This is a genomic window from Chitinophaga sp. (assembly GCF_019236475.1).
Taxonomy (GTDB): domain Bacteria; phylum Bacteroidota; class Bacteroidia; order Chitinophagales; family Chitinophagaceae; genus Chitinophaga.
The window spans coordinates 403,646-420,574 of sequence record NZ_JAFAIX010000012.1; the positions used below are offsets into that span (position 1 = coordinate 403,646).

The window sequence follows — 16,929 nt, forward strand, 5'->3', positions numbered from 1 at the left end:
TTGCAGGATAACAAGTACTTTAAAAAAACAGGCGGTGTAAAAACACTACCCGGTTTGATGTTCACTTGTTATTTCTGCTCTTAAATTATTTGAATGTATTTTAATAACGTTGTGGTATACACGTAGTTATAGAATTATTTGCTCGTTAAACATGGAACTGCTCTTTAATATTCTCCGTTACTACACGGCCATCAAAGAGGTTAATTACCCGATGCGCAAATCCGGCGTCATAGGGCGAGTGCGTCACCATAATCATGGTAGTGCCGGCATTATTCAGCTCCTGTAACAGTTTCATTACCTCTTCCCCATTGGAGGAATCCAGGTTACCGGTAGGCTCATCGGCCAAGATGAGATTAGGCTTAGCAACCACCGCTCTGGCGATGGCTACACGCTGCTGCTGACCACCAGACAACTGTTGCGGAAAGTGATTTCGACGGTGCATAATATTCATCCGCTCCAGCACCTCTTCCACTTTCTTCTTACGGTCCGGACCCGGCACTTTTAAGTACAACAACGGTAACTCCACATTTTCATATACTGTCAGCTCATCGATCAGATTAAAGCTCTGAAATACGAAGCCTATGGCGCCTTTGCGCAATTGTGCCCGCTGACGCTCACTCATCCGGGCTACTTCCTTCCCCCAGAAATGATATTCTCCGTCTGAAGGATTATCCAATAAGCCCAGTATATTTAATAAAGTAGATTTGCCACAACCGGAAGGTCCCATGATGGCCACAAATTCCCCATCCTGCACTTCCATATTGATACCATTCAATGCGGTTGTTTCCACTTCTTCGGTTGAAAACAGTTTCTGTAAATTAACAGTACGTATCATACTTTCTTTTTTAGGGATTTGAATATAATATTACTAAAAGGCTAACACATCTTTGTTGCCGAAACTTTCATATGAGGAAGTGATTACTTTATCGCCTGGTTTCAACCCTTCCAATACTTCAAAGAATAAAGGATTCTTACGACCCAGCGTGATATTACGCTTAATAGCCCGTTTGCCATCCTTATCAAGTACATACACCCAGTTTCCGCCGGTATCTGAGAAGAATCCGCCCAGTGGCAGTAATACTGCTTCCGCCGATTTCCCTAACACTAAACGTATCGGTGATGATTGTCCACGTCGAATTCCTTCTGGCGTCTTGGCTTCAAAATTCATATCGGCTTGGAAACGGCCGTTCTTCACCTCTGGATATACTTTCGTCACAATCATGTCGTAGGTTTTACCATCAAACTCGAAAGTGGCTTTTAATCCTGAGAACACTTGTGAAACATAGTGTTCATCAATATCTGCACGTAGTTTGAACCCATTTAGGTCATCGATTTGGCCCAGGTTCTGACCCGCTGTAATGCTGGAACCTACTTCTACATCGATGGAACTGAGCTGTCCGGATACGGGAGCCCTAACAATGAGACTATTCAGGTTTTCTTTCATCAGCGCAAGGTTACGTTGAGTACGCGCTAATGTGCCTTCCAACTGCGAAATCTGCCGAGTGGCGTTTTCATCTTGATAGCGCTGCGACTGCAACTGTATATCTCTTTGTTTAATGAGCCCTTCCAGCTCAAATTTATTCTTATTAAACTCCTGACGTGCTACTATCTTTTCTTCTACCAGTTGTTTGTTTCGATCGTATAAATCCTGTGCTGCTGCGATTTTCGCATCAAAATCATAAATGACTTGTTGCATCGTAAATTTCTGCTGACGAATAGACAACCTGGTATTTTGTAATTCATTTTGCAGCCGATAAATTTCTGTTTCATGGTTTACAAAGTCCATCATCAGACGTTGGTTATCCAACTTCAGGATGGAGTCTCCGGCCTTTACCATACTACCGCCTTCCAGGTATTTATGGCTTACATAACCGCCTTCTATAGCGTCTAGGCGAATAGTTTTCAGGGGCATTACAACGGCTGTTACGGCGATGTATACATCAAAAGTACCTTTGGTAACGGGAGATATCGTAATCTTATCTTTTTCCACGTTGAGGGTGGCGCGATGATCTGCAAATATGAGGGTGTATGCCAGTAGCATTACTACAAGTCCTCCAGCCCCTATCATCAGTATACGGCGCTTAGACCAAAACTTCTTTTCTATTTTTCTGTCCATGGTATTAACGGAAAGTTTGACGACCATGAAAAGCCAAGCCATATGCCAATAAAATAAACCATTCATTATCATTGTTTTATAACAGTTTAGGGAGACGACATCTGTCCTGTTCCGCACAGCCCCCGTTCGTATTCGAACACTTTGAAATCTTTGCTTTGATGCGCAGAAAAATTCTTTATTATTGTGCCTGATACCCAATCAAACCACTGCCATGACTACACTCCAACAGGGTAAAATCCTTATCATAGACGACGACGCGGATGTACTACGTGCTGCGAGACTTTTACTTAAAAGACACTTTGAACAGGTGGATTTCGAAAAGAACCCACAAAAGATTCCCTATCTAGTTACCAACTACGATTATGATGTGATTCTCCTCGATATGAACTTCACCCGCGATCTAAGCAGCGGCAAAGAAGGCTTCGAATGGCTGGATCGTATTCTGGATATAAAACCTGATGCAACTGTTGTTTTATTCACAGCATACGGGGACGTAGAAATGGCTGTCAGAGCAATTAAAGCCGGCGCTACTGATTTCGTGCTGAAGCCCTGGGAAAATGAAAAACTGTTAGCGACGATACAAGCTGCCTATAACAAACATACTGCTGCTAATACCAAACCTGGATTGCCTCCACAGCAACAGGCCAACAGCAATATGCTCATTGGTAAAAGTCCAGCTATGCTGGAGGTCTTGGAAACAGTTTCCCGCGTAGCAGGAACAGACGCCAATATCCTGATCCTCGGCGAAAACGGTACTGGTAAAGACATGCTGGCCAGACATATTCACCAGTTGTCTCATAGAAATAATAAATCCTTTGTCAGCGTAGATTTGGGAGCCCTCCCCGAAACGCTGTTCGAGAGCGAACTTTTCGGCCATGTGAAAGGTGCATTCACCGATGCCCGTGAAGACAGACAAGGTAGATTTGAAGAAGCCAATGGCGGCACTATCTTCCTGGATGAAATCGGGAATATCACGATTCCATTCCAAGCCAAACTGCTGACAGTACTGCAAAACAGAAATGTCACCAAAGTAGGCTCCAATAAAAATATTCCGGTGGATGTACGACTGATCTGTGCAACGAACCGTAATCTGCCACATCTCGCCACACAACAGCTTTTCCGACAGGACTTACTGTTTCGTATCAACACAATTGAAATACATCTGCCTCCACTACGGGAACGCATAGACGATATTGTACCATTGGCAGAACATTTCTTGAATGTCTATCGCGAAAGATATAAACGTCCGGTAAACAGTTTGAGTGATGCACTCATCAACCAACTGCATAAATACGACTGGCCAGGGAATATACGTGAGCTCCAACATGCAATGGAAAGAGCGGTGATACTCTCCCAAGGGAAAACATTACAGCCTAAAGATGTGTTTACCCGAAATAATAATGTAAACGATCAACCTACTGATACAGGTTATAACCTGGAGGATATGGAAAGAAATATCATCACCCAGGCGATGAAAAAATGTAATGGCAACATTACAGAAGCAGCCAGAGAACTAGGATTGAGCCGTGCTGCACTTTACAGAAGACTAGAAAAATACAATATCTGACCATAAATGAACAGGTTCAGTATTAATATCTCCCTGCGAGTAATATTACTTACCGCCACCATTGCTTTGGGCGTATGGATCTACTTCCGCGTCAATGATACACTGGCATATCTTTTTATTCCGATGGTGGTGGCCCAGATGTATGGTATCTACCATTATCTGAATCGCATCAATCGTAAGCTGACCCTGTTCCTGGAATCCATCCGCTATGAGGATTTTTCTATCCGTTTCAGCAGCGATAACAAGCTAGGTAAAAGCTTTAAAATGCTGAACCAACAGTTCAATGAAGTATTAGAGGCATTTCGACAAACACGCGCGGAGAAAGAAGCCAACCTGAAATATATTGATACCATCGTACAACATATCAGTATCGGCGTATTGTCTTTTGATGCGGAAGGAAAAATTGAACTCATCAACCCTGCGGCATTTCGCTTATTGGGCATATACCGACTCCGTAATTTGTCGGAATTGAAAACAGTGCATCCGGGCTTGGATACACTCTTGATGGAATTAACATCAGGGAATAAGTCGCTCTATGCTACCAAACAACAACAGCAGCTCTCTATACATGCTGCTGTCGTGCGTTTGCAAGGGCGACTAATCAAGCTCATATCTATTCAGAATATTCATTCCGAACTACAGAAAAAAGAGCTGGAAGCATGGCAGAACCTGACTAAAATTCTACGCCATGAAATTATGAATTCCGTTACGCCCATTGTGTCGTTGATTGGTACGATGCAGGAGATTGTGGAGATAGATATCGCTCCAACTTCCAGTAACCCTGAAGGCATCACGGACCTGCGGGAAGCCCTGGAAACAGTGGAGAGTCGTAGTAAAGGAATTATGAATTTTGTAAATGCTTACCGCGATTACACTGCACTGCCCCAACCACAGTTCACTTCAGTGAATGTGAAATCCCTAATTACCTCTGTAGCCAACCTCTTCCAGACCGATCTCAAACAGGCAGACATCCAATTTACTCTTGACATAGATACACAACAAACCACCATTCACGCAGATTTTTCACAACTGCAAATGGTGTTGATCAACCTGGTTAAAAATGCCATGGATGCCCTGGATCACACCCCCGATGGCGCCATAGAGCTAAAAGCCTGGCTCCCAGGAACAAACCAACTCACCATCGAGGTGACAGACAATGGTCCTGGAATTGATGAAGAGGCAATGGAAAAAATTTTCATACCTTTCTTTACAACCAAAAAGAAAGGTTCCGGTATAGGACTCAGTTTATCCCAGCAGATCATTCAACTGCATGGAGGCCAACTGAAAGTAAATAGTCCTGGTAATAACGGTAACGGTTCTACGTTTTTCATTATCCTGAATTATTAACCACTATGTTATCAACCCTTTTTCGCTCCAAATGGCAGCTACTGTACGCGTTCGTTTTATTGCTCGATGTAATTTTTACCGGAATGGACCTGCATTCCGCCCGCTTTGTCACCAAGCCGCTGTTAACCATCCTGTTGATGTTTTTTGTACTCACCAGCCACGGGAATATGAAGTCTCCCTACCTCAGACGCCTCATGCTGGCATTGCTATTCTCTTTCGGCGGAGATGTATTGCTGATGTTTGATTCGCAATTTCTGACTGGTCTGGGCAGTTTTCTGTTGGCACATGTCTTTTACATTCTTTTCTTCCTTAAAATCCGGTATAGCAATAATCCAGTGCCTATGTGCAAGTTCCCTATTATCTTTTTGCATGCCGCTTTTCTCATCAGTTTTATTCTTTTCCTGCTCCCTCATTTGGGCGCACTGAAAATCCCGGTGATCATCTATGCCCTTGCCTTGAGTATAACGGTACAGTCGTCCATTCATGCCTTTAATTTGAAATGGCAATCTGCTGGCTGGTACTGTATCATTGGCGCTGTATTGTTCTTGATCTCCGACAGTTTGATAGCACTAGGTAAATTCTATCAACCCCTGCCTGCCAATGGTGTACTGGTAATGGTTACCTATGGGCTAGCGCAGTGGGGCATCACCGCTGGAGCAGTCAGCTATTTCAACCCATTATCGCGCTAATGCAAGACATATTTTAGCAGTAGTATCAATCAGCTTAATTTGTATTTTTGTTGTCTTATGCAACAAACAGATTTCCTTGTCATCGGGTCAGGTATAGCAGGACTAACATATGCGCTGAAAGTTTCACAGCAGTGTCCTGATAAGAAGATTACTGTCATCACCAAAAGTAGGGAGGATGAAACCAACACCAAGTATGCACAAGGAGGCGTAGCAGTAGTCAACGACCTGGAAAACGATAGTTTCGAGAAACATATTGAAGATACACTGATTGCCGGGGACGGACTTTGTAACCAGCGTATTGTGGAGATAGTAGTCACGGAGGGGCCGGAAAGGGTCAACGAAATCATCGAGTGGGGTACTAACTTCGATAGAACCGCCAACGGTGACTTCTCTCTCGGCCGCGAAGGCGGACATTCTGTGTTTCGCGTACTTCACCACAAGGATATTACGGGTAAAGAAATCGAGCGGGCTTTACTGGAAGCCATTCATCAGCGGTCCAATATCGAACTCGTTACTCACTGTTTTGTTGTAGACCTGATTACTCAGCACCATCTGGGTTATCTCGTTACCAAATCCACTCCTGATATTGAATGCTATGGCGTGTATGTACTGAACCGCCAGACCAATCAAATAGAGAAAATTCTTTCCAAAGTAACACTGCTAGCTACCGGCGGAAATGGTCAGGTATATCGTAGTACCACCAATCCTACTATCGCTACCGGCGATGGTGTGGCAATGGTCTATAGAGCCAAAGGTCGTATTGAGAATATGGAGTTTATCCAGTTCCACCCTACCGCGTTGTATCAGCCAGGCGTAAGTCCGTCTTTCCTTATTACAGAAGCCGTTCGTGGCGATGGCGGTATTTTACGCAATATTCATGGGGAAGATTTCATGCAGAAGTATGACCCTCGCCTCTCTCTGGCACCACGTGATATTGTTGCCCGTGCGATGGATAGTGAGATGAAGATCACCGGTTCTGAATATGTATACCTGGATTGCCGGCATATGGACATGGAAAAGTTCATTCACCATTTCCCGAATATTTATGAAACCTGTAAGGCAGCCGGCATAGATGTACAAACCCAGATGATACCAGTATCCCCAGCAGCACATTACAGTTGTGGCGGTATCAAGACCAATGAATGGGGACAAACATCCATCCGCAACCTGTATGCCTGCGGCGAATGCGCCAGCACCGGCCTACATGGCGCCAACAGGTTGGCCTCCAATTCCCTGCTGGAAGCCATGGTATTTGCACATCGCTGCTTTTTGGACGCTACCAGCAAGATTGACACCATCAACTTCCGCGATAATGTTCCAGACTGGGATGCCAGAGGCACCACTGCTCCAAAAGAAATGATCCTCATTACCCAGAGCCTCAAAGAACTCCAACAGATCATGAGTGATTATGTAGGTATCGTGAGAACGGATGTCCGTCTGCAGAGGGCTATCCGCCGCCTCGACATGCTTCATGAAGAAACAGAACTACTGTACGAAACCACTGAAGTTTCCCCGCAGCTCTGCCAACTCAGAAATATGATTACAGTAGGATATCTAATCGTAAAAGGCGCAGCCTTCCGTAAAGAAAGTCGTGGCCTACATTACAATACAGATTATCCATTTAAATGTGAACTGGTGCAGAATATTGTACTGTAATCTAACCGTATTGAATTGCTTACCTTTGCACTCAATTCAATAAGGAAATAATGTATTATTTACTGCTGGTTATCTGTTATGGTATATCCCTGCTTCCTTTACGTGTATTATACCTATTGAGCGATTTCTTTTACGTATTGGTATATCACGTATTTGGTTACCGCAGAAAAGTGGTGTTTGAAAATCTGCGACAGGCTTTCCCTAATAAGTCAGATGCTGAAATCACTAGCATTGCGAAAAAATATTACCGCAATCTCACGGATATGATGGTGGAAACCATCAAGCTGCTCACCATGAGCAAGGGAGAACTTAAAAAGCGCTTCCGTTGCGATCTTACCGTATTACATGAACTCTATGCAAAAGGTAAGAGCTGTCAACTTCACTTAGGACATAATTTCAATTGGGAATGGGCTAACCTGTATTGTATGCAGGGCGTGGCTTTTCCGTTCCTCGTAGTGTATATGCCACTGACCAACAAAGCGGCCGACCGTTTATTCAGACATTTCCGGGAGAAAGCAGGCTCCATTCTGTTACCTGCAAATGATATGGGTAATAGTATCAAACCATGGCTGGATAAACAATACCTGATTGCGCTCGTGGCTGACCAAAACCCTGGAAACCCGCGTAGTTGCCTTTGGTATCCTTTCCTAAACAAAATGACACCTTTCTACAAAGGGCCTGAAATGAGTGCCAAACGTCATAATATTCCTGTTGTATTTGTGGATATCCGCAAAACAAAAAGAGGGTATTACGATGCTAAGCTGCAATTGATGTTTGAAGAACCAGGCAATGAACCTGCTGGCAAAATAACGGAGACGTTCGTACGATTTCTGGAGAAAAATATTCATGAACAACCAGAAGTATGGGTATGGAGTCATAGAAGGTGGAAACACCGTTATGAAGACTGGGTGAAAGAAGAGGCGAAGGCTTAATGTCCATATTTTTTTTTGTCGCCTCTGCTCGCTGGGCAGGGGCGACAGGTAGTAGATTTCACCACAGGTAAACCATTGATTTATCAGGCAGATGGAATCTTTAACTCCCATCCTGGCTGTATAATATTAGGATCTTTGATCTGATCTTTATTCGCCTCATAAATATCTTTCCAGGAAATACCGGGATAATTTTTAGCGATTTTGCTGAGGTTATCACCGGATTTTACCACATAGGTTTGTTCTTCTTTTAGCGCATCTGTAGCGCTGATATTCATCACTACATCCGCTGAACGCATTTCGGGGTCCAGTTTTTCGTAGGTATCCCACAACTGGTCTTTCACTTCCGAAGTAGTAGTACCATCGATATACAATACATTATCCTGCTCTCTGACTTGTAGATCAGCTACACCAGCACTTTTAGCCTGGTCGATCAGTTCCTGGTATTTATCCTGTAAGCCCATGACAATAACATTTTAAAGGGTTATTTAACTTTAATATTGTTTACGACTTTCTTTGGTTTGGATTCCTGCGCTGTTTGTACAATTTTCCGAAGATCCGCTTTGGTAGCGGAACCATCTAAGGTTACAACACCACTGTCTACTGTTACACTGATACCGGAAAATCCAGCAGCAGCATAGGAAGAATCCAGCGATTTCTTTAATACTTCGTCTGGATTGATGATCACAGGAGCCGCTTTAGCTACAGGCTCAGGTGCTTTCACCATAATTTTGTTTTCTACATTCTTAATGCCTTTTACACCTTTAATGGCATCTTCTGCTGCCGAACGAGCAGCTTCATCGGAGACTTCTCCGGTTAGGGTAACGTTGCCATTGTGTACTTCAGCTGTAATTCCGGGGATCGCACTCAACTTTTCATTCACAGCCTGCTTAATGTTACTGTCAGATGGTTTGCAGGCAAACAGAAATATGCCCATGAGTAATACCAGGGCGGCAAGTAAGGATTTTCTATTCATGACTCCTGATTTTTAGTCGAAGAAGTTAAGCAATAACAGGGGAATAGAAAATTATTTTATGCATTAACTAATTGAAAATCAATTGTACGCATGGCCAAATATTCACATATTAAAAAAAGCCTTCCCATATGGGAAGGCTTTTAATCAGTATGGTGAAGGGTTTAGTTTAATACAGTTTTCTCCTGTACTACCACCAGTCCTTTTTCATCTTTCATTTTGGCATAACCGCCATCCACATTTCTAATGTTGTGGATACCTTCTCTTTTCAGGATAGAGCAAGCAATGATACTACGGTAACCACCTTGACAGTGAACATACAAGTTCAAGTGTTCATCCATATCTGCCAGTTTACCAGGATCAGTCATTTCTCCTAATGGCAAGCTTACTGCATCTTTGATATGGCCGCTAGCATATTCTGCAGGTTTACGAACGTCCATAATCACGAGGTTTTCATCATGTGGAATATCCATCGCCAGTTCATCTGGTTCAACCGTAATAATCAGGTCTCTTTGCATACCAGCAGCTTCCCATGCAGCCCAACCACCTTCCAGGTAACCTACTACGTTTTCGAAGCCTACACGCGCCATTCTTACTACGGTTTCTTCTTCTTTACCAGGAGGAGTCACCAGAATGATATCTTGATCAAATGGCAGTAAGCTACCAGCCCATTCAGCAAAACGACCTTCCAAGCCAATGCTGATAGCGCCTGGTACAAAACCGTCGCCAAATTCAACTGCAGGACGCGTATCCAAGATCAGTGCTCCAGCATCAGCTTTCTCTTTGAAAGCGGCTGGTGCCAACGGTTGCATGGCTTTATCCATTACCGCCTGCATCGCATCATATCCTTCTTTATTTATTTTAGCATTGATAGGGAAATAAGACGGAGGCGTTGCCAGTCCACTAGTTACTTCCTCAATGAATTTTGCTTTATCTGTGGCCAGTAAGGCATAGTTAGTCGCCTTTTCATCGCCGATAGTGCTATAAGTATTAGGACCAAGGTTCTTACCACAAGCGGAACCAGGACCATGTGCAGGATACACAATCACATTATCAGGCAATACCTTAATAACATCATTGAGAGAATCATAGAGCATGCCAGCCAGTTCCTCTTTGCTGAGATTACCGCTGAACAGATCTGGGCGACCTACATCTCCCACAAACAACGTATCTCCAGTAAACAATGCATATGGTTGCTGTTGTGCATCAGATAAAAGGTAGCAGGAAGACTCCAATGTATGACCAGGAGTATGCAACACTTTGATCGTCAGATCACCGATATTAAACACTTCATTATTCTGTGCAATATATGCCTGGAAGTTCGTCACAGCATCAGGTCCGAATACAATTTGCGCACCAGTGGCCTTCGCTAGCTCCAAATGTCCGGAAACAAAATCAGCATGGAAGTGCGTTTCGAAGATGTATTGGATCTTGGCATTTCTCTCTTTGGCCAGGTCGAGGTAAACCTCTATATCACGCAGTGGATCAATTACTACAGCCACTCCGTTCGACTCAATAAAGTAGGCAGCCTCAGACAGGCAGTTGGTATATAATTGTTTAACGAACATGGTTTTTGATTTATACAAAATTACTAATTAATGGTCGGTGTACTTATGGATAAAATCTATACCAAAATAAAAAAGTAGCCATTATGGCTACTTTTTCTATAATTTTCCCTGCACAACTGGCGTGAAGTCATGCAATAAAATAATTAACCTACCAGTTCTTCCACAAACTTCGCCACTTCAGCAATACGTTGCTTGTTAATGGTATAGTGAATGAACTTACCATCTCTTTCTGTAATTACTATGCCCGCTCTTCTTAAAATAGCAAGATGTTGTGATGCTACCGATTGTTCCAGACGCAGTTTCACATAAATCTCTGTCACAGTCATTTTTTTATGATCCTCCAACAGCTTGATCATCTGCTGGCGCAGTTTATGGTTGATAGCACGCAATACCATAGCTGCTTTTTTTACGGCAATGTAATCCAATTTGATCTGGTCTTTTTCATTGTTACCTCTAGAAATAATAAGAGTATTAGAAGAGGTAGTTAATAATGTTTTTTCCATCGCATAATAGTTTTAAAAAATGATGAAATGAAAGGGATCAACGGACAGTACTCACAAACAGTTAGACAACAATTGTGGTTATCGATTTATACAAAAATATAATATCTGTCACAATAAAAAAAATTTCTATACCTTATTTTTTCATATATATCCCTAGGATACGTGCTAAAAAGATGTAATTTGACAGAATTATGACAAAATCAAACGGATGTGCTATGATTTTTTGGGGAAAAAGAACGGTTTAAGGTAAAAAGGACTGAAATAAGCAAGGTCAGCAAAGGATTTTTGACCATATGCCGCCTCTGAAAGCAGTGACATATCCCCTGCAGTCATTTCATAAAGCCCGAAAATGGCATTATCCTGCGAAACCAGCATCTGGCGCCACTTCGGACTACCATCGCCGAAAAATATGATCTTATGTTTTGATAATAGGTCTTTGTACGAATTTTCATCTAAAATCAAGGCCTGTGGCGGCATTACCTCTTTTAGATCAGCATCATACACCGCTGTGAATACTTCCTGCCTACGGGCATCCAACATTGGGCAATACAGTATTTGACTGTCGTTCTGCTGCAGTAACATACCCTGCGCCATCATCTGTAAGGTGGAAACAGCAATCAACGGCTTATTCCACGCATAACACAATCCCTTGGCAGTTGCTACGCCCACACGGAGACCCGTATACGAACCCGGCCCTGCACTCACTGCTATAGCATCCAGCGAATCAGGATTTACACCCTGCTCTAACAGTAACTGCTGCACGAATAATGTCATCGTTGCTGCATGATCCTTCTGCTCTTCACTTGCCAGCGTCTGTAATACTTTTCCATCACGGGCAAGACTAACAGAGCCTCTTACCGTTGCAGTATCGATATTGATTATAAGTGCCATAACTATATTGCTTCGTATTCTGTTTCTAATAATGCCGCTACTTCAAAGCGATTGTCGTCCAAGCTTTCTTGAACGGCTTTTAATACTTCATACACGTTTTTCACTCCTATCCGCTCACACCATTCAAATGGCCCGAATGGATAATTAGTTCCCAGTTTCATGGAGATGTCAATATCAGCGCGACTCGCAGTACCTTCCTCAGCGGTGATATATGCTTCATTAATGATCATACATATCACCCGGGGAGTGACCATTCCTACCGAATCCGCTACTGCGGCATATTCCCAACCCAACTGATACATCAGGTTATCCAACTGTCCGAACTGTGTATTATCCAATACAGATACCTCTGTAACAGGCATGGTGATAAATCCTGGCAACAAATTGCAGCCCATGATATTGAAGCCTTGCTCAAAGGCCGTATGGTTCATGACTTCCGCCAAAGATACCTTTACAGTACAGGCCAATACAGGCACTTCAGGATTACGGGCGTAAATGGCTGCGTTGGATAGCCTGTCGTCAAACAAGGTATCAATCACCAAATCAAATGCTTTGACAGATAAGACATCTTCCAAGTTTGTCTTCCACTGTACATCGTGCTTTCCCAGCCCTTTCTCCTGCAATTCCTCATACCGCTGGGCATCTGCTATTACCAGGATATTCATGTATTAAATTTCAGCAAACCTAATAAAGAATCATTAATTCTGATGCAACTGTCTGGCCGCCACTGGTGTTGTAGTTATTTTATTTTTATTTTCGCCTTCATGGAAAAGCAAATCATTAATACCCAGAACGCCCCTGCTCCTATCGGGCCATATAACCAGGCTATAAAAGCCGGCAATACACTGTATGTTTCCGGTCAGATTGCACTGAACCCGGCTACCGGCGAAATCGTAAAATCCGGTGTGGTGGATGAAACACACCTGGTAATGAAAAATCTCCAAGCTGTCTTAACCGAAGCTGGTATGAGCTTTAGCGACATCGTAAAAAGCACCATTTTCATTACAGACATGAACGCGTTTGCGCAAATCAATGAAGTATACGGCAGCTATTTCACTGGCAATTATCCTGCTCGTGAAACCGTGCAGGTATCCGCTTTACCGAAAGGGGTAAATGTGGAAATCTCTGTGATTGCCGTAAAAGGATAAGGCATAAAAAAAGCATGCAGTCGTACCAAAGGCGCGACTGCATGCAGTTTTATTATGTGTGCTTTTATTATTTTCCGAATAGGGTGGCCGCCAGTTTAGCATCATGGCCATATACATCATCTCTGAAATTGAGTCGGCCTTCACTATCCACCCATGCTGTGAAATAGCCGATAAATACCGGAACTCTTTCACTTTCTTTCAGGGTTACATATTTCTCCTTCGATGCATTCATGGCATCATCAATTTTTTGTTCTGTCCAGGAAGTATCATTGCGTAACAACCACATAGCCAGATGTTTAGGCTCTTCTACCCGGATACAACCATGGCTGAATGAACGTTTGTTCTGACCAAACAGGTATTTGGCTGGTGTATCGTGCAGGTAGATATTGTATTCATTCGGGAAAAGGAATTTCACTTTACCCAGGGAGTTTTTTCCACCAGGCAGTTGGCGTACGGTATATGGGAAACCTTTACCAGCGTATTTGCTGGCAACAGATGGGGAGACAACTTTCCCTCCAGCCCCAACAATCTCCATATTTTGACGAGCCAGGTAACCAGCTCCACTCCGACGGATACCAGGCAACACTTCTTTATATAAGATTCCCGGAGGCACGTTCCAGTAAGGGCTGAACACAACATACTTCAATTCATTGCTGAATACTACTGTATGCGTACCCGGCGTACCTACTACTACATTGCAGCTCCAGGCAAGTTTGCTATCCTGGTAAACATGCATTCTGAATTCCGGAATATTCACGAGGATATAAGTTTTAGGCGGTTCTACCGGCACCCAACGGAGGCGTTCCATATTCAGCAGGATCTGGCTGATACGCTGTGATACAGGTACATTGAGCGATTTAGTCACTGCCGAAGAAATTTGGCCATCTACTTTCAGTCCCATCCTGGTTTGATAATTACGTACAGCCGTGTCCGTAGCCAAATCAAAGGTGCCGGAGCTATCATGTCCGGGAAGGTCGCCAAACGCTTCCAGGCGGAGTTTTACATTGGCGATTAATGCCGACGAGTCTCCTTTCTTCAGACTTTTAGTGGGAGCAGCGAGGGTATCCCATTTCGTTTTTTCATTGATAACCGCCAGTTGTTTCAGGCGTTCCCGCAGCATTTTATATTGTGGATTTACAGGAGCATTTGATTCAATATTACCGCCTGTTTTGCTGAGTGCCGAATCCAGGATACTGGCAAGATCCAGTTTCTTACGTGGGATAAACCATTCCAGATCTTTAGCATTATCGCTAGTAAGACCACCCCATACTTTGTTGCCATAGCTGAAAAACTGTGCAGTCAGCATCATTTCTGTGCGGGGAATATCCGCAGCACTAACTGCCATGGTAGAATCGGTGAGTGCTAGGGAATCTGTCAGCATCTTCAATTCCGGTGTTCTGACAGTGCTATCCTGTAAGCCGAATGCCGCATCATTCTTCATCATATTGACGAAGTTGCCTGCTTGTTCGGTGAGGGTATCCTTATTGATCCAGGCATAGTGGTAATCACGCTGCCGATAGAAGTTTTTAATGAATTCACCGTAAGGCTGGTAGTTGGGATGGGCTGCCAGGAAGGAATTCAACTGGTTGGAGTCCAGTGTTTTCTCGATATACTCCTGTTTGGTGTAATGGACGGTATCTCTCGCTTTCAGGCGTTTACGTTCACCGCTATTAGACTGACAAGCCACAAAGGCCAACAGGAACAGTAGAGAAATTGAGGTGTAGAAACGTATACTCATAGTTGTTATGGATGTTTACAATATGCATTACAGGCTGAAATGATGGCCTATAATGGGGTGATTGCTTAGGTAAATGTATGAAATATATAGCGTTATAGCATTTCACATGGACATGGTAATAATTTTAAAGGGAGATGTGACCATTTGGTAACATCTCCCTTTAATAACTTATTGGTTCATCTGTTTGTTTAGAGTTTTATTTCCTCCTCGTTTGCATCGAAGAAACGATATTCTGTCAGGTGGTAATTGGAGTCGGCTTTTACCTTAATCCATTTCTTGAATTGGAAGTACCATTTCCACTGTTTGGAAGTGAGGAATCCCTTGGTCAGATATGCGTACAGAATTGGGTGAACCTGAATGGTCAGTCCTTTATGCTGATGATTGATCAGATATTGCAGGTTTTTCTCGATATCATCCATGATAAGCATGGAAGCGCCGATTTTGCCGGTACCTTTACAGGTTGGGCAATCTTCCGCTACGGAGATGGTCACTTCAGGTTTTACCCTTTGACGGGTAATCTGCATGAGGCCAAATTTGGAAATCGGGAGGATGGTATGTTTAGCTCTGTCCAGTTGCATAAACTTCTCCATTGCTTCGAAAACTGTCTTTTTATTTTCGGGCAGTTTCATATCAATGAAGTCGATGATAATAATACCACCGAGGTCGCGCAGGCGGAGTTGTCTGGCTATTTCGGCCGCTGCTTCCAGGTTGGATGCGAGGGCATTTTGTTCCTGGTTATTGCTGGAAGATTTGTAACCGCTGTTAACATCGATTACGTGCAGGGCTTCAGTCGCTTCGATAATGAGGTAAACCCCAGAGTCGAGGTTAACGGTTTTACCGAAGGAAGCTTTTACCTGGCGGGTGATACCGAAGTTATCGAAGATAGGAGAACCGTTATTGTAGTAGTCTACAATATTTTGTTTTTCCGGCGCTATTTTCTGGATATAGGCTTTGGTATCGGTATAGATATTTTTGTCATTGATGACAATGCGGTTGAAGCTCTCGTTCAGGAGGTCGCGGAGGATACTGGTCGTTTTAGCTTGTTCGCTCAGTATTTTCTGCGGGGCCTGACCACCTTTGAGGTTGGACTGGATATTTTTCCAGGTTTCGACCAGGGTAGTGAGATCTTCGTGTAGTTCAGCCGTTTTCTTTCCTTCCGCCGCTGTTCGGACGATTACGCCGAAGTTGGGAGGTTTGATGGCTTCCACGATTTTCTGCAATCTTTTTCTTTCTTCGGAAGAGTGGATTTTTTTAGAAACCGCAACAATATCATTAAAGGGTGTTAACACGATAAATCTTCCAGGCAGAGAGATTTCGCAGCTAAGGCGTGGGCCTTTAGAGGAAATGGGTTCTTTGAGGATCTGAACGAGTATATTAGGTTTACCGCCCAGAACATCAGTAATTTTTCCGGTCTTTACTATCTCCGGTTCATTTTTAAATTTCGTAAAATCAAATCCTTCAGGGGATTTATCGCTGAGGGCTTGTTGAGTAAATTTAAGAATGGAACGGATATAGGGGCTAAGATCCGTATAGTGGAGGAAGGCATCTTTTTCGAAGCCTACGTCAACGAATGCAGCATTTAAGCCGGGAATCAGCTTTTTCACCTTGCCCAGGTATAAATCGCCTACTGCAAAGTTAGGATTGCCGCTTTCGTGGTGTAATTCAACTAACTTTTTATCTTCCAGTAACGCAATTTCCACCCCTGTGGGAGCCGCATTTATAATAAGTTCCTTATTCAAGCGTCCAAAATTTTAACCTTTAAAACTTCACCTTTATGCTATGCACACGGCTGTTGATAACAGCT

16 protein-coding genes are annotated in these 16,929 nt (G+C 43.3%); 6 read left to right on the forward strand and 10 right to left on the reverse strand.

Features of this window, described 5'->3' with window-relative positions:
- Nucleotides 1-145: 145 nt before the first annotated feature.
- Complete coding sequence (locus JO154_RS17800) at nucleotides 146-835, reverse strand: ABC transporter ATP-binding protein (protein WP_291947985.1); 690 nt, start codon at nucleotides 833-835, stop codon at nucleotides 146-148.
- Between the two features lie 33 nt (nucleotides 836-868).
- Nucleotides 869-2,116 (reverse strand): HlyD family efflux transporter periplasmic adaptor subunit, encoded by a 1,248-nt coding sequence (locus tag JO154_RS17805; RefSeq protein WP_291947987.1) that lies wholly within the window; start codon nucleotides 2,114-2,116, stop codon nucleotides 869-871.
- A gap of 211 nt (nucleotides 2,117-2,327) precedes the next feature.
- On the opposite strand from JO154_RS17805, the gene JO154_RS17810 reads away from it, so the two are divergent.
- The 5 genes from JO154_RS17810 (at nucleotide 2,328) to JO154_RS17830 (ending at nucleotide 8,307) form a co-directional block, all read left to right on the forward strand.
- Entirely contained in the window at nucleotides 2,328-3,683 is a 1,356-nt protein-coding gene (locus tag JO154_RS17810) for a sigma-54 dependent transcriptional regulator (RefSeq protein ID WP_291947988.1), read from the forward strand.
- Between the two features lie 6 nt (nucleotides 3,684-3,689).
- The gene (locus JO154_RS17815; protein ID WP_291947990.1) at nucleotides 3,690-5,030 is read left to right on the forward strand and encodes an ATP-binding protein; all 1,341 of its coding nucleotides are present in this window, start codon (nucleotides 3,690-3,692) and stop codon (nucleotides 5,028-5,030) included.
- Between the two features lie 83 nt (nucleotides 5,031-5,113).
- On the forward strand, nucleotides 5,114-5,719 hold the full coding sequence (locus tag JO154_RS17820; RefSeq protein WP_291947992.1) for a lysoplasmalogenase: 606 nt from the start codon (nucleotides 5,114-5,116) through the stop codon (nucleotides 5,717-5,719).
- 57 nt (nucleotides 5,720-5,776) lie between these two features.
- Nucleotides 5,777-7,375, forward strand: a complete 1,599-nt coding sequence (gene nadB / locus JO154_RS17825) for an L-aspartate oxidase (protein ID WP_291947994.1) — start codon at nucleotides 5,777-5,779, stop codon at nucleotides 7,373-7,375.
- 50 nt (nucleotides 7,376-7,425) lie between these two features.
- A complete protein-coding gene (locus JO154_RS17830; protein WP_291947996.1) occupies nucleotides 7,426-8,307 on the forward strand; it encodes a lysophospholipid acyltransferase family protein in 882 nt (293 codons plus the stop codon).
- An 83-nt stretch (nucleotides 8,308-8,390) separates the two neighbouring features.
- Here JO154_RS17830 and JO154_RS17835 read toward each other — a convergent pair whose 3' ends face one another.
- The 6 genes from JO154_RS17835 to JO154_RS17860 form a co-directional block, all read right to left on the reverse strand.
- The gene (locus tag JO154_RS17835) at nucleotides 8,391-8,768 is read right to left on the reverse strand and encodes a LysM peptidoglycan-binding domain-containing protein (protein ID WP_291947998.1); all 378 of its coding nucleotides are present in this window, start codon (nucleotides 8,766-8,768) and stop codon (nucleotides 8,391-8,393) included.
- Between the two features lie 20 nt (nucleotides 8,769-8,788).
- Entirely contained in the window at nucleotides 8,789-9,280 is a 492-nt protein-coding gene (locus JO154_RS17840; RefSeq protein ID WP_291948000.1) for a BON domain-containing protein, read from the reverse strand.
- 161 nt (nucleotides 9,281-9,441) lie between these two features.
- Nucleotides 9,442-10,845, reverse strand: a complete 1,404-nt coding sequence (locus JO154_RS17845; RefSeq protein WP_291948002.1) for an MBL fold metallo-hydrolase — start codon at nucleotides 10,843-10,845, stop codon at nucleotides 9,442-9,444.
- A gap of 143 nt (nucleotides 10,846-10,988) precedes the next feature.
- Nucleotides 10,989-11,348, reverse strand: a complete 360-nt coding sequence (locus tag JO154_RS17850) for a metalloregulator ArsR/SmtB family transcription factor (protein WP_073084462.1) — start codon at nucleotides 11,346-11,348, stop codon at nucleotides 10,989-10,991.
- Between the two features lie 213 nt (nucleotides 11,349-11,561).
- Nucleotides 11,562-12,239, reverse strand: a complete 678-nt coding sequence (gene tsaB / locus JO154_RS17855; protein ID WP_291948004.1) for a tRNA (adenosine(37)-N6)-threonylcarbamoyltransferase complex dimerization subunit type 1 TsaB — start codon at nucleotides 12,237-12,239, stop codon at nucleotides 11,562-11,564.
- Between the two features lie 2 nt (nucleotides 12,240-12,241).
- Nucleotides 12,242-12,904, reverse strand: coding sequence for a 3-hydroxyacyl-CoA dehydrogenase family protein (locus tag JO154_RS17860; RefSeq protein WP_291948006.1), 663 nt, complete (start codon nucleotides 12,902-12,904; stop codon nucleotides 12,242-12,244).
- A gap of 99 nt (nucleotides 12,905-13,003) precedes the next feature.
- Here JO154_RS17860 and JO154_RS17865 point away from each other — a divergent pair, with 99 nt between their 5' ends.
- Nucleotides 13,004-13,387 (forward strand): RidA family protein, encoded by a 384-nt coding sequence (locus JO154_RS17865; protein WP_291948008.1) that lies wholly within the window; start codon nucleotides 13,004-13,006, stop codon nucleotides 13,385-13,387.
- A 67-nt stretch (nucleotides 13,388-13,454) separates the two neighbouring features.
- On the opposite strand, the gene JO154_RS17870 is transcribed toward JO154_RS17865, so the two are convergent.
- Both JO154_RS17870 and JO154_RS17875 read right to left on the reverse strand, forming a co-directional pair.
- Complete coding sequence (locus JO154_RS17870; protein WP_291948010.1) at nucleotides 13,455-15,125, reverse strand: L,D-transpeptidase family protein; 1,671 nt, start codon at nucleotides 15,123-15,125, stop codon at nucleotides 13,455-13,457.
- A gap of 188 nt (nucleotides 15,126-15,313) precedes the next feature.
- The gene (locus JO154_RS17875; RefSeq protein WP_291948012.1) at nucleotides 15,314-16,864 is read right to left on the reverse strand and encodes an Rne/Rng family ribonuclease; all 1,551 of its coding nucleotides are present in this window, start codon (nucleotides 16,862-16,864) and stop codon (nucleotides 15,314-15,316) included.
- Between the last annotated feature and the right edge of the window lie 65 nt (nucleotides 16,865-16,929).